Raw genomic sequence first — 22,128 nt, forward strand, 5'->3', positions numbered from 1 at the left:
TTCATGATGACTATTACTGCTTCTATACCACTGAATTTATGATTGGTGGGCGATACCAGATTCGAACTGATGACCCCCTCCTTGTAAGGGAGATGCTCTACCAACTGAGCTAATCGCCCAATCATAAAATCATTTTTATCACAACGAGATGGTGGGCGATACCAGATTCGAACTGATGACCCCCTCCTTGTAAGGGAGATGCTCTACCAACTGAGCTAATCGCCCCGTCGTGATGGAGTCGCATTATAGGGATAGTTCAGAGTGAGTCAACGCTTTTTCTAGAGAAAAATATCGTTCGTCTCAAAATTAAACAAGGGTGAGATAATTATCGTCACTATAGGGTACAGTTTAGACAAGTACACTGACTTTCCTCAACAACTTCCCGTTAACAGCATTGAGGAATTAAGGTGCAGTGATAAAATGACCCCCACTTTTATTACTTTAAATCACCAATAACGTTCATTGAAAAGTGAAACGTAATTAAGGCAATCCCCGATGAGTAAAATTAAAACCCGTTTCGCACCAAGCCCAACTGGCTATCTTCATGTTGGCGGTGCCCGTACCGCACTTTATTCCTGGTTATATAGCCGCCATAACAAAGGCGAATTTGTATTGCGTATCGAAGATACTGACCTTGAACGCTCAACTCAGGAAGCTATCAATGCCATTATGGACGGTATGAACTGGTTAAATCTGAATTGGGATGAAGGCCCTTATTATCAGACGAAACGTTTTGATCGTTATCATCAGGCAATTGATCAAATGCTAGAACAAGGGAGTGCCTATCGCTGCTATTGTTCTAAAGTGCGTCTGGAAGAATTGCGGGAAACTCAAATGGCAAATGGCGAGAAACCGCGTTATGACGGCCGTTGCCGTGACAATCTGTGTCAACATAACCCAGATCAACCCCATGTCGTCCGTTTCCGCAATCCACAGGAAGGTTCTGTTGTTTTTAATGATCGTATCCGAGGCCCCATTGAGTTCAGTAATCAGGAACTTGATGATCTGATTATCCGTCGTACCGATGGCTCACCAACGTATAATTTCTGTGTTGTTATCGATGACTGGGATATGGAGATCACCCATGTCATCCGCGGTGAAGACCATATCAATAATACACCTCGCCAAATCAATATCCTGAAAGCACTAGGCGCTCCCGTGCCAGAATATGCACACGTTTCGATGATTCTAGGTGATGACGGTAAAAAATTATCCAAACGTCACGGTGCAGTGAGCGTTATGCAATACCGTGATGATGGCTACCTGCCAGATGCACTGCTGAATTATCTGGTTCGTTTGGGTTGGTCGCACGGCGATCAAGAAATTTTCAGCATTGAAGAAATGACTGAGCTGTTCAGCCTGGATGCCATCAATAAATCCGCCAGTGCATTCAATACCGAAAAATTGCAATGGTTGAACCATCACTATATTAATACCCTGCCGCCAGAGAAAGTTGCCGTTCATCTGGCATGGCATATTGAACAACAAGGTATTGATACCCGTCATGGTCCACAGTTGGTTGATCTAATTAAATTACTGGGCGAACGTTGTAAGACTCTGAAAGAGATGGCGGAATCCTGCCGCTACTTTTATGAAGATTTTGCTGAATTTGATGCCGATGCGGCGAAGAAACATTTGCGCCCAGTTGCCCGTCAGCCTCTTGAAGTTGTCCATGCAAAGCTGGCTTCAATTACTGATTGGACACCAGAAAATGTGCATCATGCCATTCAATCCACCGCTGATGAGCTAGAAGTCGGTATGGGTAAAGTCGGTATGCCATTGCGTGTTGCAGCTACCGGTGCAGGTCAATCCCCAGGTGTGGATGTCACTATTCACGCTATCGGGCAAACCCGTACTCTCTCCCGTATCAATCAAGCGCTGGAATTCATTGCTCAACGTGAAACTCAATCCTAATTAATGCACCCAAGGCATCACTTATCACATGTGATGCCTTTTTATTTCAACCCATTGCTCAGTCTCTATTTTGCTAATTGATTATAAAATTGATGGCTTTTTCAACGCTTGTTGTGAGAATGATAAGTTAGCCGTTGACAGTATTTGCAGGGTTTCATATTATGCGCCCCGTTCCATAATTTTGATTGGGGCTATAGCTCAGCTGGGAGAGCGCTTGCATGGCATGCAAGAGGTCAGCGGTTCGATCCCGCTTAGCTCCACCAAATCCTTTATATTGAAATAAGGTATTTGGTACTAAATTAGGAAATACCACACTCGTGGGGCTATAGCTCAGCTGGGAGAGCGCTTGCATGGCATGCAAGAGGTCAGCGGTTCGATCCCGCTTAGCTCCACCAAAATTATCAGGCCCTGAAAGCTATGCCTTCAGGGCCTTTTGGTTATTACCCTATCTAACCACCATCATCGATTAAAAAACAAACGCCAACCTTAGCTAGCCTTTTTTCAATGGCTTCACCAACGAATCTAGTCCCTCTAGTTTTATTGCTAAAGTCATCTCCATCAGCGCACCCAATTTACCTTGTGGAAATTCACCCTTACGAGCGAACCACAATAAATACTCTTCCGGTAAATCAATGAGCATACGCCCTTTGTATTTACCGAACGGCATTACAGTATTAGCAATTTCTATCAGGTTCTCTTTTTCCATAATTTGCACGTCTATAAGGAGAAATAGGTGAAAAGGAAATGGCATCATCCATGATGCAACATTCCATGATAAAACGTTATCTTTTACAGTACCAAACCTGCAATAGCCGCAGACAAGAAACTGACAAGCGTTGAACCAAACAGTAGTTTCAAACCAAAGCGGGAAACGACATTACCCTGTTTCTCATTCAAGCCTTTAATCGCACCTGCCACAATCCCAATGGAAGAGAAGTTAGCAAAAGAAACCAAGAATACCGACAAAATACCCTGTGAACGAGGAGAAAGTTCTGTCGCAATTGATTGTAAGCTGTGCATTGCTACAAATTCGTTAGCAACTAATTTGGTTGCCATGACGCTACCAACCTTCAATGCTTCATCTGTAGGAATCCCAATCACCCAAGCAAATGGATAAAACACATAACCGAGCATTTCCTGGAAGCTCTTCTCAAACACCATGCTGAACAACGCATTAACAGCCGCAATCAGGGCAATGAAACCAATCAACATAGCAGCAACAATGAGCGCCACCTTGAAACCCGCCAAAATATATTCACCTAGCATTTCGAAAAAACTTTGGCCTTCGTGAAGATTGCTCATCTGAATATCTTCTTCACTGTCAACAGCATACGGATTAATCAATGATAGGATGATAAAGGTACTGAACATATTAAGCACCAATGCTGCTACAACATATTTAGGCGCTAAAATTGTCATGTAAGCACCAACGATTGACATAGAAACCGTTGACATTGCAGTCGCCGCCATCGTGTACATACGGCGCTCTGACATTTTTCCCAGTACGTCTTTATAAGCAATAAAGTTTTCAGACTGCCCAAGTATCAGAGAACTCACTGCGTTAAATGATTCCAGTTTACCCATACCGTTGACTTTAGACAGCAGAGTACCAATAACACGGATGATGATTGGCAATAGTTTGATATGCTGCAAAATACCAATCAGCGCAGAAATAAAGATAATCGGGCACAATACATTCAGAAAGAAGAATGCCAGTTTTGCATCCATCATGCCGCCAAAAATGAATTCAGTCCCTTCACCCGCATATTTCAATAAATGCTCAAACAAACCAGCAAATCCCATGACAAATTCTTGACCAATACCAGAATTCAGGAAAAACCAAGCCAAGATAAGTTCAATAACAAGCAATTGAATAACATAGCGAGGGCGAATACTTTTACGGTCACTACTCGCCAAAATAGCAAGGCCGCCAATGACAATCAAAGCTAAAAAGAAATGCAGGATCTGAGACATATCAACTCCAAACACGACAGAAAGCGAGTTTTTATCAACGCATTCTATGTAATAAAAGGCGATCAAATAAGGATAGATATCACATTAGACTGAAATAATTCTTACTGTAAACCTTTACTTAATGTATCTGATCACATTTTTAGCTGAATCGTATAACATAAGCTTTAAAGAAACCTTATCGCACATAACTGATTATTGAGAAAAGCTCTCAATAATCAGTATGTAAACAAAAAGTTATTCACCCAACAAACGGATCATTTCTTCTTCATCAATAACCGGAATATTTAACTCATTAGCTTTAGCTAATTTTGAACCGGCGGCTTCACCCGCAATCACCAAATCTGTTTTCTTAGAAACGCTGCCCGTCACCTTTGCCCCAAGTGCAACAAGTTTAGCTTTGGCTTCATCCCTAGATAGCTGATGCAATGAACCTGTCAGTACAACTGTTTTACCCGAAAATGGACTATCAATCTTCTCAGCTTTCGTTACGACGACCGGTTCCCAGTTGATACCGATATTATCAATCAGATCGTCAATAACTGTTTGGTTATGAGGTTCAATGAAAAAGTTAACAACATGTTTCGCCACCACTTCGCCAACATCCTGAACCTCTTTCAATGCTTCCTCATCAGCGGAACGTAAGTTATCCAGTTCGCCAAAGTGAGCAGCCAAATTAGCAGCGGTCGCTTCCCCAACTTCACGGATACCCAATGCATAAAGGAAACGGGCAAAGGTGGTTTTTTTGGCTTTTTCTAACGCATCTACTACATTCTGGGCAGATTTCGGCCCCATGCGATCAAGCCCAGTCAACTTGCCCGCCGTCAGCCTGAAAAGATCTGCTGGGGTTTTGACATACTCTTTATCCACTAGCTGATCGATAATCTTTTCGCCCATGCCGTCAACATCCATCGCCCGACGGGAAACAAAATGCCTAAGCGATTCTTTTCGCTGAGCACCACATACCAATCCCCCCGTACAACGCGCGACAGCTTCCCCTTCAATCCTTTCAATATCTGCCCCACATACCGGGCAATGTTCAGGGAAAACAACGTCATTACTGTCCTGTGGCCTTCTCTCTTCCAAAATACCGACAACTTGTGGAATCACATCACCAGCACGGCGGATAATAACCGTATCGCCAATCCGCAAACCTAAACGTTCAATCTCATCCGCATTGTGCAATGTTGCATTACTGACAATTACACCAGAGACCTGCACTGGCTCCAGACGTGCTACCGGTGTGATTGCGCCAGTACGACCAACCTGAAACTCAACATCACGAACAATCGTCATTTGCTCCTGTGCAGGAAATTTGAATGCCGTAGCCCAACGGGGCGCACGAGCAACAAAGCCTAATGTTTCCTGCAATTCCAGCGAATTGACTTTGACAACAACACCATCGATATCAAACCCCAATGCGGAACGCTGGTTTACAATATTATGATAAAAATCAATAACCTGTTGACTATCGGTACAAACTTTAACTTTATCGCTGACCGGCAATCCCCATTTCTTAAACTGTATCAATCGCTCGTAGTGACTGGTTGGTAACTCGCCCCCCTCCAATATACCAACACCATAACAGAAGAAAGCCAATGGGCGTTTAGCCGTAATACGAGGATCGAGCTGACGTAGAGAGCCCGCCGCCGCATTACGTGGATTAGCAAATACTTTTGCACCCGTGCGGCGTGCTTCCTCATTCAGTTTCTCAAACCCTTTTTGCGGCATGAAAACTTCACCGCGAATTTCAATACGAGCTGGAATATTTTCGCCGAATAGACGCAGTGGAATTGCGCCGATAGTCCGTATATTTGATGTAATATTTTCCCCTGTTGTACCATCACCACGAGTTGCAGCCCGTACCAATTCACCATTTTCATACAACAGGCTAACCGCCAAGCCATCCAGTTTCAGCTCACAGCACACAACTAAATCCTGGGTCTCTTTCAGGCGGTCACGCACCCGCTTATCAAACGCCAGATAACTCTCTTCATCAAATACGTTATCTAGTGACAACATAGGAATTTCATGGCGGACTTGTTCAAAAGCCGTCAGAGGAGCAGCGCCAATCCGCTGCGTTGGTGAATCCGATGTAATCAACTCAGGGCATTGTTCTTCAAGATCCTTCAATTCCTGCATTAACCGATCATATTCTGCATCAGGGATCTCTGGTGCATCCATGACGTGATACAGATATTCATGATGACGCAGGGTTGTTCTGAGCTTTTCTATTTGTTGAGCAGTTGATTTCATGATTTATAACCAGCGATAAAAAGCCCCCGACTGGCGGAGGCTTGAACATTCGATAAATTGATTATACCTGAACACCAAGTGTGCTGCGAATACGTGCCTTATACAATTCGATTTTTTGCGGTGTCAGCATTTTTCGCTCATCATCAAGCACCACACCCCCAACATCAGAAGCAATACGCTGGGCCGCCTGCAACATCAGTTTAAAATTCTGACTAGATTCTCCGTAAGAAGGGACCACCATAAACATGGAAACCCCTGGAGTCGTAAAATCAACCATTGTTTCAGGATTAAATGAACCCGGTTTCACCATATTTGCCAGACTAAACAGGACCGGGCCACTACCTGATGGGTTCACGTGACGATGAAAAATCTGCATTTCCCCAAACTGGAAGCCAGATTGTAGAATACTTTGCAGCAAGGATTCACCATTCAATTCCTGACCGTGGTGTGCTGCTACGTGAAGAACCAAAACAATTTCTTTCACTTTAGTCTGAGCTTCTTTTTCGCCAGCCGCTTCCTGAGATTTTCCTTCAATCACAGATCCGTTTCTTTCAGACTCATTCTGCCCTTCAAATTCAAACAGACCAAGTTGGGGCTCCTGCTCTTCTAAGACGGCTTTTCTCGCTGTCGTTTCAGGCTGACGGCCCGCCAGCAATGGATCATCGCTTTCTTCAGGCGTTGCAGCATCAATTTCAGTCAACTTTTGCTGACGGCGTTTGATAGCTGACTCAGCGTTATACTCCTGATGAGATTTCACCTGCTTATGGGCATAAGGCTTTTGCTGATTGTCGAACGCTTCATCATCACTGTCATCGACGAAACTATTCTGACGATCATGTTTATGACGTTTAACTGGGCGATTACGAAAAAGCGAAGAACGCTCTTTACGGCTGGTCCACAACCCATGTAACAGCAAAGCTATTATTGCTATCGCACCAACAATGATTAATATCAGACGCAAATCCTGCATCATTGCTATCTCTGTTGTTTAATTAAGTATGCCACCACGGCGGAATATTTTCTGTATTAACTGTATTTGTCAAATAACACAAGTGCAAGCTTATACACACTTTTCTTATCAGAAAAATGCCTAATAAGCCTCTTTTGCATTTTTTTTATACAGAACAATACTAGTCAGTCGAAAATCCTGCCTATATGATAGCGTTTCAATCACACAGGAGAGAATAGGAAGTATGCTGAATTTGACAAAATCGCCAAAAAATTTGAGCGGCTTTCAGTATTTGGTGCAAGGTTGCAAATTAATGACTCGCCCAGGCATTAAAAGATTTGTCTTATTGCCTTTGTTGGCAAATGTTTTGTTTCTCGGTGGTTCATTTTGGTGGCTCTACCAAAAACTGGAGAATTGGCTCCCTTGGATAGTGAGCAAAGTACCAGATTGGATGCAATGGCTCAGTTATATTTTATGGCCGCTGGCCGTGATCTCTGTTTTGCTGATTTTTACTTACTTCTTTAGCACAATAGCGAATTTTATCGCAGCACCATTCAATGGTCTGCTGGCAGAGAAATTGGAAGCGGATTTAACAGGAACCCCCGCGCCGGATACCGGCGTTATCGCACTCTTCAAAGATGTTCCACGTATCCTGAAACGGGAATTAGTCAAGCTGCGCTACTATATTCCACGCGCTCTGGTCTTATTGATACTCTATTTTATTCCTGTCATCGGCCAGACTGCCGCACCTGTGCTCTGGTTTATTTTCAGTGCATGGATGTTATCGATTCAGTATTGTGATTACCCCTTTGATAACCATAAAGTCAGTTTTCCAACAATGCGTAGTGCCCTTCGCCAAAACAAAATAATTAATCTGCAATTTGGCGCAACAGTGAATATTTTAACCATGATACCCATTGTCAATTTGGTCATTATGCCTATTGCTGTATGCGCAGCGACGGCAATGTGGGTCGATCGCTATCGAGATCAACACGCTCCTGGTATTATGCCGTGATATTCATTTAAGGTATCCTTTTAGACAATAAAAATATATTTAAGTTATATTTCCATTAACCGGTTGTTGGCGTATTGTTGATCGGATATCACTAAAGGGAGTTGAAAGACGAGTATGAATAAAATTTACGAAGATAATTCTTTGACTATTGGTCGTACCCCGTTAATTCGCCTAAAACACTTTGGCAATGGGCGTATTCTGGCAAAAGTAGAATCCCGTAACCCAAGTTTTAGTGTAAAATGTCGCATTGGTTCCAACATGATTTGGGATGCTGAAAAACACGGTATCCTACAACCCGGGAAAGAGTTGGTAGAACCTACCAGCGGTAATACCGGGATAGCCCTTGCTTATGTTGCCGCCGCTCGGGGCTACAAATTAACGCTGACTATGCCAGAAACCATGAGTATTGAGCGCCGCAAGCTATTGAAAGCATTGGGAGCACAACTGGTACTGACGGAAGGCGCTAAAGGCATGAAAGGTGCCATTGAGAAAGCCAATGAAATTAAAGCTAGCGATCCCGATCGTTATATTATCCTGCAACAGTTCAGCAATCCGGCAAACCCGGAAATCCATGAAAAAACCACAGGCCCGGAAATCTGGGAAGACACAGACGGTGAAGTGGATGTATTTGTTACCGGTGTAGGGACTGGCGGTACATTAACAGGTGTCACCCGTTACCTGAAAAACACCAAAGGTAAAAATATCACCGCGGTTGCCGTAGAGCCTGAAGAATCACCCGTCATCAGCCAGACTCTGGCCGGTGAAGAAGTGAAACCGGGTCCCCATAAGATTCAAGGTATTGGTGCAGGTTTCATTCCAGATAACCTTGATTTGACACTGGTTGATCGCGTTTTCAAAATCAGCGGTGAGGAAGCTATCAAAACCGCGCGTGAAATCATGGTGAAAGAGGGCATTTTGGTCGGTATCTCCTCTGGTGCCGCCGTTGCAGCAGCAGTGAAACTTTCTCAGGAACCAGAATATAAAGACAAAAATATCGTCGTCATTCTGGCTTCATCAGGCGAACGTTATCTAAGCAGTGTACTGTTTGCTGACTTGTCTGATGAATAAAAGTTTTTAAGTAAGTTACTTAGATTTATTGATAAAAAAGCACCTAAATGGTGCTTTTTCTGTGTGGTAGATCAAATTTTTACACTTTGCCAGATGATTTCTTACAATGGGTCTAGTATTTAACCAATAATAATTATTTCGATGCTCGAAATTAATTAGTAGAAGTAGTAGTTTCAGTTAAGTAGTTCCGTGATCTATCTTTACTTCAAACTATCAATCAGAAGCATCGGAAAGAACAATTTTTCTGATAATGAATAAAAATTTTTATTACATTATCAACCTGAGAGTCTATCTCAGTAGACGTCGTTAGTGCTGTTCATTCTTACCAGTAAAAGTGAATACAGACAGCACACATGACTCGGAACTTACGGGTCGTACTAAAGAGCGTTCAAGAGCTATTTATCGCTTTTGCCAGAACATGACTCAGTTCGCTCTTTAGGTAAATAAAATCGTCTTAAATGGGATAGGCAGTGAATAAACACTCAAGTTAAAATTTGTCCATTACAAATTCTTAACTTACATAGCAAAAATCTAAGTTATTGAGGAAACGTTATGTTCCAGCAAGAAGTCACTATTACTGCGCCAAATGGCCTACACACCCGTCCCGCTGCACAGTTTGTTAAAGAAGCCAAAAGTTTCTCCTCCGACATTACTCTGACTTCCAGTGGTAAAACTGCCAGTGCCAAAAGCCTATTTAAGCTACAAACTTTGGGACTCACTCAAGGCACTGTAGTGACCATTTCTGCTGAAGGTGAAGATGAGCAAAAAGCAATCGAGCATCTGGTTAAATTAATGGCAGAACTGGAATAACTTTCCATTAACCGTAAAGCCAGTCAAGATTCAGAGATTGTGAATATACCCTATGGATTTCAAGATGCATCGCGACGGCCAGGGAGTGAATCCCCGGGAGCATAGGAAACTATGTGACCGGGGTGAGCGAGTGCAACCAACAAAGAGGCAACTTGAAAGATAACGGGTATAAACAGGTATTCACTTAGCCGTTCCTCATCCCCGGATAAACTTTTATCTGGGGATATCAGTTTAAATGCATGTCCTAAAACAGCAAACCATCTGCGGGCTGGCTCTTTAAAGAATAATTATTAGTAGTTAGGTAACATCATGATTTCAGGCATATTAGTATCACCAGGCATTGCTTTCGGTAAAGCACTATTACTGAAAGAAGACTCAATCATTATCAATCAGAAAAAAATTAGCCAAGAGCAAGTCGAACAAGAAATTTCCCATTTCATGCAAGGTCGTGAAAAAGCCTCATCTCAGCTAGAAATCATCAAGAATATAGCAGCAAAAAACCTCGGAGAAGAAAAAGCTGAAATCTTCGAAGGGCATATTATGCTATTGGAAGATGAAGAACTTGAGCAAGAAATTATTGCGTTAATCAAAAACGATTTCAAAACCTCAGATGCCGCGGTTTATTCTGTTATTGAAACCCAGGCCCAAGCCCTTGAAGAATTAGATGATGAATACCTGAAAGAACGTGCCACAGACGTGCGTGATATCGGTAAACGCTTGCTGAAAAACATTCTGGGGATGCCCATTGTTGATCTTGGCTCAATTTCAGAAGAAGTCATTCTGGTTGCCAACGACCTGACTCCATCTGAAACCGCACAACTCAATCTGGAAAAAGTACTCGGTTTTATTACCGATTTAGGTGGCCGAACTTCTCACACGTCAATCATGGCCCGCTCTCTTGAACTGCCCGCGATAGTGGGTACCACCCAGGCGACGGCGACAATCCAGAATGGTGACTACCTAATCCTGGATGCAGTAAATAACCATATTTACATCAACCCGTCTGATGCAGAAATTGAACAACTTAAAAAGACCAAAAACGAATATTTGTCAGAAAAAGCTGAACTTGCAAAGTTGAAAGATCTCCCGGCAATGACTCTTGATGGTCATCAGGTTGAAGTCTGTGCCAATATCGGTACCGTCCGTGATGTGATCGGTGCTGAACGCAATGGTGCCGAAGGTGTCGGTTTATACCGTACAGAATTTCTGTTTATGGATCGTGATGCACTGCCAACAGAAGAAGAACAGTTCCAAGCTTATAAAGCCGTTGCCGAGGCAATAGGCAGCCAAGCGGTTATTATACGTACGATGGATATCGGTGGTGATAAAAATCTGCCCTATATGAATCTACCGAAAGAAGAGAACCCATTCCTTGGTTGGCGTGCAATTCGTATTTGCCTTGATCGAAAAGAGATCTTACATTCTCAGTTACGTGCTATCTTACGTGCATCTGCTTTCGGTAAATTACGTATTATGTTCCCAATGATTATTTCTGTAGAAGAAGTACAGGAATTGAAAGTAGAACTTGAATTGCTGAAAGGCCAGCTTCGCGAAGAAGGTAAAAAATTCGATGAAGCAATCGAAGTGGGTGTGATGATAGAAACACCAGCTTCAGCAGTTATTGCTCATCACCTGGCAAAAGAAGTTGACTTTTTCAGTATTGGGACAAACGATCTAACTCAGTATACTCTTGCTGTAGACCGCGGTAACGAGTTGATTTCTCATCTTTATAACCCGATGCTACCAGCAGTATTGAGCCTGATTAAGCAAACCATCGATGCTTCACACGCTGAAGGTAAATGGACGGGGATGTGTGGCGAGCTTGCAGGTGATGAACGTGCTACCTTGTTGCTATTAGGCATGGGGCTGGATGAGTTTAGTATGAGTGCGATTTCTATTCCCCGCATCAAGAAAATCATTCGTAATACTCGTTACGAAGATGCAAAAGCGTTAGCTGAGCAAGCCCTTTCTCAGTCTACCGCTAAGGGGTTGATAGAATTGGTTGATACCTTCATCAAAGAAAAAACACTTTGCTAACAATATCGGTTAAAACGCGGTCCAATATAAACAATTAGGAGAAGATTCATGGGTCTGTTTGATAAACTGAAATCTCTAGTTTCAGATGATAAAAAAAACAGCGGCACTATTGAAATTATCGCGCCTTTATCTGGTGAGATTGTCAATATTGAAGATGTTCCAGATGTTGTCTTCGCCGAGAAAATTGTCGGCGATGGTATCGCTATAAAACCCGCCGGCAACAAGATAGTTGCACCAGTTGATGGAACAATCGGTAAAATATTTGAAACCAACCATGCATTTTCTATCGAATCGGACAGCGGTATTGAGCTATTTGTCCATTTTGGTATTGATACGGTTGAGCTTAAAGGCGAAGGCTTTAAACGTATTGCTGAAGAAGGTCAGCGTGTACAAAAAGGTGATTTAGTTTTGGAATTCGATCTTAAATTCCTTGAAGAGAGAGCAAAATCAACCCTGACACCTGTTGTTATTTCCAACATGGATGAGATTAAAGAGTTATCCAAGTTGAGTGGTTCTGTCACTGTTGGTGAAACCCCCATTATGCGTATTAAAAAGTAGCAACACTTTAACTGTTACAGTATCATTTTCATATTAAAAAACGGCCGACAATCGCGGCTGTTTTTTTATCCCTTATTTTCAATTTACATCGTTTTCTATTTAGAAATTGGCTAGTGTGAGCAGAGCTTACCCACCTCTTTTACTCTACTCACGCTGAATGTATACCCAATGGATTTCAAGATGCATCGCGACGGCAAGGGAGCGAATCCCCGGGAGCATAGATAACTATGTGACCGGGGTGAGTGAACGCAGCCAACAAGGAGGCAACTTGAAAGATGACGGGTATATAACCAGATTAATTAAATACCCCGGTAGAAAGGTATCTGTCACCACGGTCGCAGATAATGGTAACAATGACAGAACCTGGATTTTGTGCCGCAACACTTAATGCTCCGGCAACAGCACCGCCGGAACTAACCCCACAGAAAATCCCTTCTTTCTGAGCTAACAAACGCATGGTATCTTCAGCTTCTTTCTGAGTGATATCCAACACTTGATCAACTAACTCCTTGCGAAAAATGCCAGGCAAATAAGCCGACGACCAACGGCGAATACCTGGAATATGGCTATCCGCCGCTGGTTGTAAGCCAATAATCTGTACACTATTAGACTGGCTTTTTAAATAGCGGCTAACACCGGTAATAGTTCCCGTCGTTCCCATACTGGAAACAAAATGTGTAATACGCCCTTGCGTCTGCTGCCAAATTTCCGGCCCTGTCGTCGTAAAATGCGCTAAAGGATTATCCGGGTTATTGAATTGATCAAGTACTTTACCTTCACCATTACGCTCCATTTGCTGAGCTAAATCACGTGCACCTTCCATGCCCATTGCGCTACTCACCAAAATCAGTTCTGCACCATAAGCTCGCATAGAAGCTTGACGCTCAAGGCTCATATTATCAGGCATCAGTAATTTAAGATGATAACCTTTTACTGCGGCAATCATTGCTAACGCAATACCCGTATTTCCGCTAGTAGCTTCAATTAATACGTCACCGGGAGAAATCTCACCCCGCAATTCAGCTTGCTGAATCATTGATAGCGCTGTTCTGTCTTTTATCGAGCCTGCCGGATTATTACCTTCAAGTTTCACCCATATTTCTACACCTAGCCTATCGGTCATTCGTTGTAATTTTACTAGTGGGGTATTCCCTATAAAATGTTCCAAACTTGCCACAGTTATTACCCAAATTTTATTTAATAGAAATGCGAAATAACCATATTCAGACATATATCGCAAGACCCTAAATAAAAAATGCCCATCCCTGGCGGTAAGGCGATGAGCAAAATGGTACCAACCAAATTCAAATAATTATCAGGCAGTTTGGGCTAAACTCAGTGTTTGCAATTGCTTATCACCCGCATATAAACGCGCCTCAGTGCCACCAATAAAATAACAGTTTCCTCTTGTGGGTACTGAAGTTTCATCAAACCAAATAACAGCAACCGATTCATGATGCCAGCCTAGAGGCTGAACCGAAAGCTGCCAGAAATGCCCTCTAGGACTGACCTCAGTCACCTGTACTGGCAATGGACTAGAAAGTGTCGGTTGCGAGTTCATCATGATATCCCACGGACGCAAGAATACATCAACATTCCCCTGATGGATTGGCGTCACATTGAGAGGCAAGTGCTGCCCGCCAATCAACAGCTGAGAGCCTTTAATTTCCCCACTAAAATGATTGACCTCACCCAAGAACTCCATCACAAAACGGCTTGCCGGATAACGCCATACATCTTGTGGCGTACCTACCTGTTCAATATTCCCTTGCCTCATGACAACAACCCGGTCAGCCACTTCCATCGCTTCTTCCTGATCGTGAGTGACAAAGACACTGGTAAATTTAAGCTCTTCATGGAGCCGGCGTAACCAACGGCGTAATTCCATTCTTACCTGAGCATCCAGTGCACCAAATGGCTCATCGAGTAATAGAATTTGTGGTTCAACAGCCAATGCTCTTGCCAACGCCACCCGCTGTTTCTGCCCACCAGAAAGTTGTGATGGATAGCGTTCAGCAAAATGCGTCAATTGCACCATCTCCAGCAACTCCATAACCTTACGGCGGATAGCCGCCATATTCGGACGCCTACGTCGTGGCAGTACTGTCAATCCAAAAGCAACATTATCAAACACAGTCATATGCCGAAACAGTGCATAATGCTGAAATACGAATCCAACTTGCCGATCTTTAGCATGCATACGGCTAACATCTTGCCCGTGGAAACTCAGCTTCCCCGCAGTTTGTTGTTCCAGACCAGCAATAATTCTCAACAAGGTTGTTTTACCGGAGCCTGACGGACCAAGCAGAGCAACCATTTCTCCAGAAAAAACATTCAGAGTGATATCGCTCAGAACCTGAGTCCGACCAAAATATTTACTGATATTATTAATTTCAATACTCATATTCTGCTCCTACCTTAACCATGTTGACGACTTAACCGCCACTGCAAAGCACTTTTAACAATCAAAGTGATAATTGCCATCAATGCCAACAATGCCGCCGCAGTAAATGCCCCTACGGTGTTGTAATCTTGATGCAGTAATTCAACCTGCAACGGCAATGTGTAAGTTTCACCACGAATAGCACCGGATACCACTGAGACAGCACCAAATTCACCAATTGCCCGGGCATTGGTCAAAACCACACCATATAACAACGCCCAACGGATATTAGGTAACGTCACCCGCCAAAACATTTTCCAACCAGACGCCCCCAATAAAATTGCAGCTTCATCCTCCTGGCTCCCCTGACTAAGCATCATTGGCACCAGCTCTCGAACAACGAAAGGACAAGTCACAAATATCGTTACTAAGGCCATTCCCGGCCAGGAAAACATCAATTGGATATCATAGGGTTCCAACAAACTTCCGGCCCACCCATTCGAACCATAAAACAATAGGTAGATCAAACCAGCTACGACCGGCGAAACAGCAAACGGAATGTCGATCAATGTCAATAAACATTGCCGCCCGGGAAACTGAAAGCGCGTTACCAGCCAAGCGATCATGACGCCAAAAATTAGGTTTACCGGAACGGTAATTAACGCGATCAGTATCGTTAACCAGATGGCATGCAACATATCAGGATCTAAAAGATTCTCAGTGACTATCTCAACGCCTTTAGAAAAGGCAGTCATAAATATCCAGACAATGGGGATCACTAACAGTAAGATTGAAAACAATACGCCTGTTATGATCAACGTCCATTTCGCCCAATTTACAGGTGGTCGTTGTGCTACACAAAATTCAGATAATTCAACCATTAATGCCCTCCAATCCGCCGACCAAAGCGGCTTTGCAGAGTATTAATGCTAAAGAGTAATATCAGGGATATTGCCAATATAACTGATGCGATGGCACTGGCTGCGGGGTAATCAAACTCCTGTAAACGGATGAAAATCATCAGCGATACCACTTCTGTTTGCCATGCAATATTACCGGCAATAAAGATCACTGCACCAAACTCCCCCAAGCTGCGGGTAAAAGAGAGTGCGGTGCCCGCAATTAAAGCCGGAGATAATTCTGGCAATACAACCCGCAAGAAAGTTTGCCAACGATTAGCACCTAATGTTTGAGCTGCTTCTTCATATTCTGGCCCTAACTCTTCAAGTACCGGCTGAATCGTTCGCACTACAAATGGCAGACTTGTAAACGCCATCGCTACCGCAATACCCAACCAAGTATTCACTACTTTCACATCAAAGTGCCCAAGCAAAGAGCCATACCAACCACTCACAGAGAATAGCGTTGCCAATGTCAATCCCGCTACCGCAGTAGGTAACGCAAAAGGGAGATCCATCAAACCATCCAATAAGCTACGGCCTGGGAAACGATAGCGGGTTAAAACCCATGCCATCAACATACCAAACACCGCATTAAACAAGCTGGCAACCGCTGCTGCTAGCAATGTCACTTTATAAGCTGCTACAACTTGGGGATTAGCAATCACCTGCCAATACTGTTCCCAGGTCATACTGGAAAGCTGCACAACTAATGCACTCAGGGGTAACAATAAAATCAAGCAGGTATAGAACAAACTACTGCCTAAGCTCAACCCAAAACCAGGCAATACTCGCTTACTGGATCTCGAAAACATTACTTATGCCCCTCGGCCAGCAATTGATCCAGCATACCGCCAGTATTGAAGTGAGTTTTCATCACTTGTGACCAACCACCAAATTGATCTTCCAATCGAAACAGATTAGTTTCCGGAAAACGGGCCCTCTGTTGAGCCATCACGTTTTTATTACTGACACGATAATTAAAGCGAGTAATGATCTGCTGTGCCTGTGGGCTATAAAGATAATTCAGATAAGCTTTAGCCGCTTTCTCTGTACCGTTTTTCGCAATATGCTTATCAATCCAAGCCACAGGGAATTCTGCCAGAATACCTACCGGTGGAACGATCACTTCATATTTATCATCACCATACTGCTTGCGAATGTTGTTCACTTCAGATTCGAAACTGATCAGTACATCGCCCAAACCACGCTCAATAAATGAAGTTGTTGCCCCGCGACCGCCAGTATCAAACACAGCGACATTTTTCAGGAAACGTTTCATCCATTCGCGAGTTTTACCCTGATCTCCACCATTTTCCTGTTGAATAGCTCCCCAGGCGGCCAAATAAGCATAACGACCATTACCGGAGGTTTTAGGGTTTGGGAAGACTAATTTGACATCCTGACGCACTAAATCATCCCAATTACGAATATTTTTGGGGTTACCTTTACGCACGAGAAACGCCATCGTGGAATAGTAAGGTGAACTGCTATTTGGCAAGCGGTTCTGCCAATCAGCCGAAAGCAGATTGCCACGATCATGCAAAATTTGCACATCCGTTACCTGATTGTAAGTCACCACATCAGCCCGCAATCCTTGAAGAATTGCCAGTGCTTGTTTGGAGGAACCAGCGTGGGATTGTTTGATTATCAACTTATCTTGTGGATACTGCTCATTCCACTGTTTTTCAAATTCAAGATTCAGTGCAGAAAATAGCTCACGCGCAACATCATAAGAGCTGTTTAATAGCTCTACAGCAGAGGCATGACTGCTGCCTAATAAAGTTACTACTACTAGTCCGTTTAGTATCGTATTTTTTATTGAATACTTTTTCATTTTTCACCTTATCCGTTATTTCATCAAATAACGCTCCAGTGACTAATGTACCCAGTTTATTTATAACAAGGTAGATAACTATCGCCGTTTAATATACCAAATTGCACTTAGAAAGTATGAAATGCAATAAGATGACAGGAATAATAAGGTTTTTAAATGAAAAAAGCGGGCCTGTTACGGCTCCGCAAGAGGAACGTCAAATTCACTAAGCTGGCTCAGTTTATGTTTTTAATCAGAAACTCTCATCGTTTCCAGACGATACGTTCCACTTTCCATTTTTTCAGTACATCATCAGAAGGAATTAAACCTTCAGGGCCATTCCAATGACCTGTAAACAGATAACTGACATGTTTGCTCTGTGGGGATACGCAGACAATAGCGCTCTTCTCTGACTCACTCACCGTATTTCGGCAAACATCAAATGCCTTGCTATAAAGTGCTGAAAATGGCATGCCGACCTTTGTTCCCCAGACGGTTTCAATATCTTCATCCAACACTTCGATGCGACTGATTTTTCCATCGGCCTGACCAAATAACGCTATCTTCAATTGATCACCATCCATTGCTTGAAATACTGTCACCAATTGGCCATTTTTTGCTTCCATGCCACTGCGTAAGTGATACTTTCCATCCAACCCCTTCTCTATTGCCTCTTTATTCATTGCTGTCAGACCATTTATTTCTCCCACACCCTGATCTGAGATTTTTAAGGGGCTACCAAACCAGCTAATAGGAGACAAATCCGACCATGAAAAACCCGATGACCCCGTACAACCGGCCAGCAACAATGCACCACTTATTATGAAAAAACGCAATCCTGACAACATGTTAGTTAAAGTATACTTCTGCATAACGGGTTCCCTTATGACTCAATACAGAGATAGGCACTGAGACATCACATCTGATTGTTAGTTTCAGAGAATATTTAAATTAATTACTTTAGATTAATATTTTATTGATAAAATACAACTTAGCGGTATCATTACCCCCCCATAAAAGTCATTACTATTGATAAGGTCAATATGATGAAAAAAATATTTATAACCACTGCTTTGATTACTTTGTTCAGTATGCCGTCAATGGCTCAAGCCTCACAAACGCAATTTGGTGGTTTTTCTGGTCCCGATTCAACACAGCCTCCGGTCCAAGCAGTACCACAAGGTGGTTTTATCGATCAAAATGCGAGAGTTTCCACCACCCAACAAGTTAAAAATATGAGAGACGACAGTTGGGTCGTGCTGGAAGGGCATATTGAATCCCGTATCCACAGTGATCACTTCATATTCCGCGATAATGCCGGAATTGTTGAAGTTGAAGTTGATCATAAATACTGGAATGGTCAAACGATAACGCCTCAAGATAGAGTCCGCCTTGAAGGTGAAGTCGATAAAGAGTGGAATGGTATGACTGTTGATGTGAAAAAAGTCACCAAATTGAACTAATGCTTGCGGCTGAGTGGAATTCTTTCACTCAGCCATATCTATACCCGTCATCTTTCAAGTTGCCTCTTTGTTGGCTTCACTCCCTTGCCGTCGCGAGCCATCTTGAAATCCATAGGGTAGAAACTCAGTATTCCTGATCAACAATCAAACGCTTACTGAAAATAACGCTCTCTTGATGACGATCTTCATATTCCAGTTTTTCACACATATAGATAGTGGCATCATTATCTTCAGGAACAATAAGAACTATTTTTGGGCAACCACGAGCAATCAATTTCTTCTCCAACCGGGCAATTAATGCATTCGCAATTCCCCTACCGCGAAATTCAGGATGAACTCCTAAATAATAAGCTGAACCACGATGACCATCATAACCACCCATAATCGTCCCAACCACTTCACCAACCACTTCCGCAACTAAAAACAGGTCAGGATCATGCGTCAATTTACGCTCGATATCCACTTCAGGGTCAACACCAGGATTAAGTAAATCGCAGCGTTCCCATAAGGTGATCACTTCTTCAAAATCATCTTGTCGAAATACCCGAATTTCCATCCCTAACCAACCTGTTTTTATTGAAATAACTATTTTCTCATTATCTCCGCTTTAACACCGGAATCAATACGAAAATGCGTTCTCTTCCACTAATAGCTATAATATAGCGCTCACCACACCATAATGGGAAAAGAACCATGAATACACCAAACATTAATCAGATTAAATCTTTTTTCCTTTCATTACAGGATGAAATTTGCCAACAATTGGAACAAATAGATGGCAAAGAGAAATTTACTGAGCAGTGCTGGCAACGAGAAGAAGGTGGCGGAGGCCGTAGTCGAATTATGAAAGAAGGCACGATATTCGAACAAGCAGGCGCTAATTTTTCTCATGTATCAGGAGATATGCTTCCTTTATCAGCAACAGCTCACCGTCCTGAACTGGTCGGACGTCATTATCAGGCCATGGGCGTCTCTCTAGTTATTCATCCTTTGAATCCCTATATACCAACCAGCCATGCGAATGTTCGGTTCTTTATTGCAGAAAAAGAAGGTGAAGCACCAGTGTGGTGGTTCGGTGGGGGTTTTGATTTAACACCTTATTATGGTTTTAAGGAAGATGCTATTCATTGGCACACCACTGCCAGAAATATATGTCGCCCCTATGGAGAAGATGTTTACCCAAAATATAAAGAATGGTGTGATAATTATTTCTATATTAAACATCGTAACGAAGCCCGTGGAATTGGTGGCTTATTCTATGACGACTTGAATACACCTGACTTTGAACATTGTTTTAATTTTACTCAAGATATAGGTAAAGGTTTCCTTTCTGCCTATCTACCTATTGTAGAAAAAAGGAAGGAGATATTATGGGGTGAACGTGAACGACAATTTCAATTATATCGCCGTGGTCGCTATGTAGAATTTAACCTCGTTTGGGACAGAGGAACCTTATTTGGATTACAATGTGGGGGACGAACAGAATCTATCTTAATGTCCATGCCACCATTAGCTCGCTGGGAACATGATTATCACCCTGAACCAGAATCTACAGAAGCCGCTTTATATACCGACTTTCTACCAGCAAAAAACTGGATATGATTTTCCATCATGTTAGGAATATTATAAAAAACTATTCCTAACTATTTATATTTTTATTACAGCCAATGCAAAAATCCCTCACATAAAAAAACTTAACATTTTGTTAACAACCCCTTAACATAAAAGAAGCAGGTTAGCCCTGATGACTATCTGTTGGAAACGTGTTTAATATGAATCCGTACTTAAAGAGTACCTCTAATTAAAACTAAAAATTTATTCCAGGAGATATTTTATGCAAATACAAAACAATAACTACAGAGGCTTAATACCACCGTACATTCTTCAAAATATTTATAATAATGATAACGAAAAGAAGAAAGTATTAATGACATTAAATCATACTAAGAGTTTAATGTTGGACAATGTTATTAAAGAATCTTCTGATGATTCCGATGATGATAAAGTTACTAAGACAACTATACATCGTTCTATTCACGATGCAGAAAATAAACGCAAGTTGCCAGGCAAATTAGTACGAGATGAAGGAGAACCAGATAACGGAGATAAATCAGTTGATAACGCATATAAATATTTAGAAGCAACTTATAATTTCTATAAAGAAGTTTTTAGTCGCAATTCATTAGATGATAAAGGAATGAAATTGATTGCCACTGTGCATTATGGCGAAGAATATATGAATGCATTCTGGGGCGACGGGCAAATGGTATTTGGCGACGGAGATGGCAAACTTTTCAATGATTTCACAACATCTATTGATGTTATCGGCCATGAATTATCTCATGGTGTTATCGAAAAAACAGCAGATTTGGTCTATTTCTTCCAGTCTGGAGCATTGAATGAATCAATAGCAGATGTTTTTGGCACATTAGTAAAACAACATTATCTGAAACAAAAAGCTGAAGACGCTGATTGGATTATAGGTAGTGAGTTACTGGGCAAAGACGTTAAAGGTGTAGGGATTCGTTCAATGAAAAACCCTGGCAGTGCATATGATGATAAGGATCTCGGTAAAGATCCACAGCCGGGTCATATGGATGATTATAAAGACTTGCCGATTTATAGAGACAATGGTGGTGTTCATATAAATTCAGGTATTCCTAATAAAGCCTTCTATAATCTGGCGATAAAATTAGGTGGATATGCCTGGGAAAGAGCAGGAAAAATATGGTACAACACATTGTTGGATAAAGATCTTGCACGTGATACTAACTTCTTATCCTTCGCTAAATTAACAATTAAACATGCTCGTGAGCTATTTGATGAGGATGTTGAAAAAGCAACTATTGATAGCTGGACAGAAGTGGGCGTTAAAGTGAAGGAAGATAAAGACGATAAGGGCGGCGATAAGGACAAAACTAAAGATAAAACTGAAGATAAAACTGAAGAGTAATCTATAAACATATCGCTGGTTTAACGCCAGCGATAT

General features: G+C 42.3%; 21 protein-coding genes and 4 tRNA genes. 12 read left to right on the forward strand and 13 right to left on the reverse strand.

Going from position 1 to position 22,128, the window contains the following annotated elements:
- Positions 1-43: 43 nt before the first annotated feature.
- Positions 44-119, reverse strand: a tRNA-Val gene (locus ACGF49_RS09990).
- 30 nt (positions 120-149) lie between these two features.
- A tRNA-Val gene (locus tag ACGF49_RS09995) sits at positions 150-225 on the reverse strand.
- A 270-nt stretch (positions 226-495) separates the two neighbouring features.
- On the opposite strand from ACGF49_RS09995, the gene gltX reads away from it, so the two are divergent.
- The 3 genes from gltX to ACGF49_RS10010 all read left to right on the forward strand — a co-directional run bounded on the left by gltX (position 496) and on the right by ACGF49_RS10010 (position 2,309).
- A complete protein-coding gene (gene gltX, locus ACGF49_RS10000) occupies positions 496-1,914 on the forward strand; it encodes a glutamate--tRNA ligase (RefSeq protein ID WP_113043642.1) in 1,419 nt (472 codons plus the stop codon).
- 187 nt (positions 1,915-2,101) lie between these two features.
- Positions 2,102-2,177: transfer RNA gene (locus tag ACGF49_RS10005), tRNA-Ala, on the forward strand.
- A gap of 56 nt (positions 2,178-2,233) precedes the next feature.
- Positions 2,234-2,309 (forward strand) — tRNA-Ala (locus ACGF49_RS10010).
- A 95-nt stretch (positions 2,310-2,404) separates the two neighbouring features.
- On the opposite strand, the gene ACGF49_RS10015 is transcribed toward ACGF49_RS10010, so the two are convergent.
- From ACGF49_RS10015 to zipA, 4 genes are all read right to left on the reverse strand, one after another.
- Complete coding sequence (locus ACGF49_RS10015) at positions 2,405-2,620, reverse strand: DUF3820 family protein (RefSeq protein WP_113043667.1); 216 nt, start codon at positions 2,618-2,620, stop codon at positions 2,405-2,407.
- Positions 2,621-2,703: 83 nt separating this feature from the next.
- Complete coding sequence (locus ACGF49_RS10020; protein WP_113043643.1) at positions 2,704-3,888, reverse strand: NupC/NupG family nucleoside CNT transporter; 1,185 nt, start codon at positions 3,886-3,888, stop codon at positions 2,704-2,706.
- A gap of 234 nt (positions 3,889-4,122) precedes the next feature.
- Positions 4,123-6,141, reverse strand: a complete 2,019-nt coding sequence (gene ligA, locus ACGF49_RS10025; RefSeq protein ID WP_113043644.1) for an NAD-dependent DNA ligase LigA — start codon at positions 6,139-6,141, stop codon at positions 4,123-4,125.
- A gap of 61 nt (positions 6,142-6,202) precedes the next feature.
- Positions 6,203-7,114 (reverse strand): cell division protein ZipA, encoded by a 912-nt coding sequence (gene zipA / locus ACGF49_RS10030; RefSeq protein WP_113043645.1) that lies wholly within the window; start codon positions 7,112-7,114, stop codon positions 6,203-6,205.
- Between the two features lie 220 nt (positions 7,115-7,334).
- Here zipA and cysZ point away from each other — a divergent pair, with 220 nt between their 5' ends.
- The 6 genes from cysZ to ACGF49_RS10060 all read left to right on the forward strand — a co-directional run bounded on the left by cysZ (position 7,335) and on the right by ACGF49_RS10060 (position 12,966).
- Entirely contained in the window at positions 7,335-8,105 is a 771-nt protein-coding gene (gene cysZ, locus ACGF49_RS10035) for a sulfate transporter CysZ (RefSeq protein ID WP_113043646.1), read from the forward strand.
- Between the two features lie 114 nt (positions 8,106-8,219).
- Positions 8,220-9,173, forward strand: coding sequence for a cysteine synthase A (gene cysK, locus ACGF49_RS10040; protein ID WP_113043647.1), 954 nt, complete (start codon positions 8,220-8,222; stop codon positions 9,171-9,173).
- A gap of 552 nt (positions 9,174-9,725) precedes the next feature.
- Positions 9,726-9,983 (forward strand): phosphocarrier protein Hpr, encoded by a 258-nt coding sequence (ptsH, locus tag ACGF49_RS10045; protein ID WP_112895210.1) that lies wholly within the window; start codon positions 9,726-9,728, stop codon positions 9,981-9,983.
- Between the two features lie 309 nt (positions 9,984-10,292).
- Positions 10,293-12,020, forward strand: a complete 1,728-nt coding sequence (ptsI, locus tag ACGF49_RS10050) for a phosphoenolpyruvate-protein phosphotransferase PtsI (RefSeq protein WP_112895211.1) — start codon at positions 10,293-10,295, stop codon at positions 12,018-12,020.
- 48 nt (positions 12,021-12,068) lie between these two features.
- The gene (gene crr, locus ACGF49_RS10055) at positions 12,069-12,578 is read left to right on the forward strand and encodes a PTS glucose transporter subunit IIA (protein ID WP_011145700.1); all 510 of its coding nucleotides are present in this window, start codon (positions 12,069-12,071) and stop codon (positions 12,576-12,578) included.
- Positions 12,579-12,735: 157 nt separating this feature from the next.
- Complete coding sequence (locus tag ACGF49_RS10060; RefSeq protein ID WP_387490780.1) at positions 12,736-12,966, forward strand: hypothetical protein; 231 nt, start codon at positions 12,736-12,738, stop codon at positions 12,964-12,966.
- On the opposite strand, the gene cysM is transcribed toward ACGF49_RS10060, so the two are convergent.
- The 6 genes from cysM to ACGF49_RS10090 form a co-directional block, all read right to left on the reverse strand.
- Positions 12,874-13,755, reverse strand: coding sequence for a cysteine synthase CysM (cysM, locus tag ACGF49_RS10065; protein ID WP_113043668.1), 882 nt, complete (start codon positions 13,753-13,755; stop codon positions 12,874-12,876). The genes ACGF49_RS10060 and cysM overlap by 93 nt on opposite strands.
- Before the next feature lie 138 nt (positions 13,756-13,893).
- On the reverse strand, positions 13,894-14,982 hold the full coding sequence (cysA, locus tag ACGF49_RS10070) for a sulfate/thiosulfate ABC transporter ATP-binding protein CysA (RefSeq protein ID WP_113043648.1): 1,089 nt from the start codon (positions 14,980-14,982) through the stop codon (positions 13,894-13,896).
- 14 nt (positions 14,983-14,996) lie between these two features.
- A complete protein-coding gene (gene cysW / locus ACGF49_RS10075; RefSeq protein ID WP_262978129.1) occupies positions 14,997-15,842 on the reverse strand; it encodes a sulfate/thiosulfate ABC transporter permease CysW in 846 nt (281 codons plus the stop codon).
- A complete protein-coding gene (cysT, locus tag ACGF49_RS10080) occupies positions 15,842-16,675 on the reverse strand; it encodes a sulfate/thiosulfate ABC transporter permease CysT (RefSeq protein WP_113043650.1) in 834 nt (277 codons plus the stop codon). The genes cysW and cysT overlap by 1 nt, the downstream gene beginning before the upstream one ends.
- Complete coding sequence (locus tag ACGF49_RS10085; protein ID WP_228899754.1) at positions 16,675-17,697, reverse strand: sulfate ABC transporter substrate-binding protein; 1,023 nt, start codon at positions 17,695-17,697, stop codon at positions 16,675-16,677. The genes cysT and ACGF49_RS10085 overlap by 1 nt, the downstream gene beginning before the upstream one ends.
- Positions 17,698-17,939: 242 nt before the next feature.
- Positions 17,940-18,548: an RpoE-regulated lipoprotein gene (locus ACGF49_RS10090; RefSeq protein ID WP_387490784.1), complete on the reverse strand. Its 609-nt coding sequence runs from the start codon at positions 18,546-18,548 to the stop codon at positions 17,940-17,942.
- Between the two features lie 174 nt (positions 18,549-18,722).
- On the opposite strand from ACGF49_RS10090, the gene ACGF49_RS10095 reads away from it, so the two are divergent.
- Positions 18,723-19,139, forward strand: coding sequence for a YgiW/YdeI family stress tolerance OB fold protein (locus ACGF49_RS10095; RefSeq protein WP_041379996.1), 417 nt, complete (start codon positions 18,723-18,725; stop codon positions 19,137-19,139).
- Between the two features lie 124 nt (positions 19,140-19,263).
- Here ACGF49_RS10095 and ACGF49_RS10100 read toward each other — a convergent pair whose 3' ends face one another.
- Entirely contained in the window at positions 19,264-19,695 is a 432-nt protein-coding gene (locus ACGF49_RS10100) for a GNAT family acetyltransferase (RefSeq protein ID WP_011145692.1), read from the reverse strand.
- Between the two features lie 137 nt (positions 19,696-19,832).
- On the opposite strand from ACGF49_RS10100, the gene hemF reads away from it, so the two are divergent.
- Both hemF and prtS read left to right on the forward strand, forming a co-directional pair.
- Positions 19,833-20,741 (forward strand): oxygen-dependent coproporphyrinogen oxidase, encoded by a 909-nt coding sequence (gene hemF / locus ACGF49_RS10105; protein ID WP_387490787.1) that lies wholly within the window; start codon positions 19,833-19,835, stop codon positions 20,739-20,741.
- 232 nt (positions 20,742-20,973) lie between these two features.
- Positions 20,974-22,092 carry a metalloprotease PrtS gene (gene prtS, locus ACGF49_RS10110; RefSeq protein WP_262978131.1) on the forward strand — a complete coding sequence of 373 codons (1,119 nt, stop codon included), beginning with the start codon at positions 20,974-20,976 and terminating at the stop codon, positions 22,090-22,092.
- Positions 22,093-22,128 lie beyond the last annotated feature (36 nt).

This window comes from Photorhabdus sp. RM96S (genome assembly GCF_042879335.1).
Taxonomy (GTDB): Bacteria; Pseudomonadota; Gammaproteobacteria; order Enterobacterales; family Enterobacteriaceae; genus Photorhabdus; species Photorhabdus kayaii.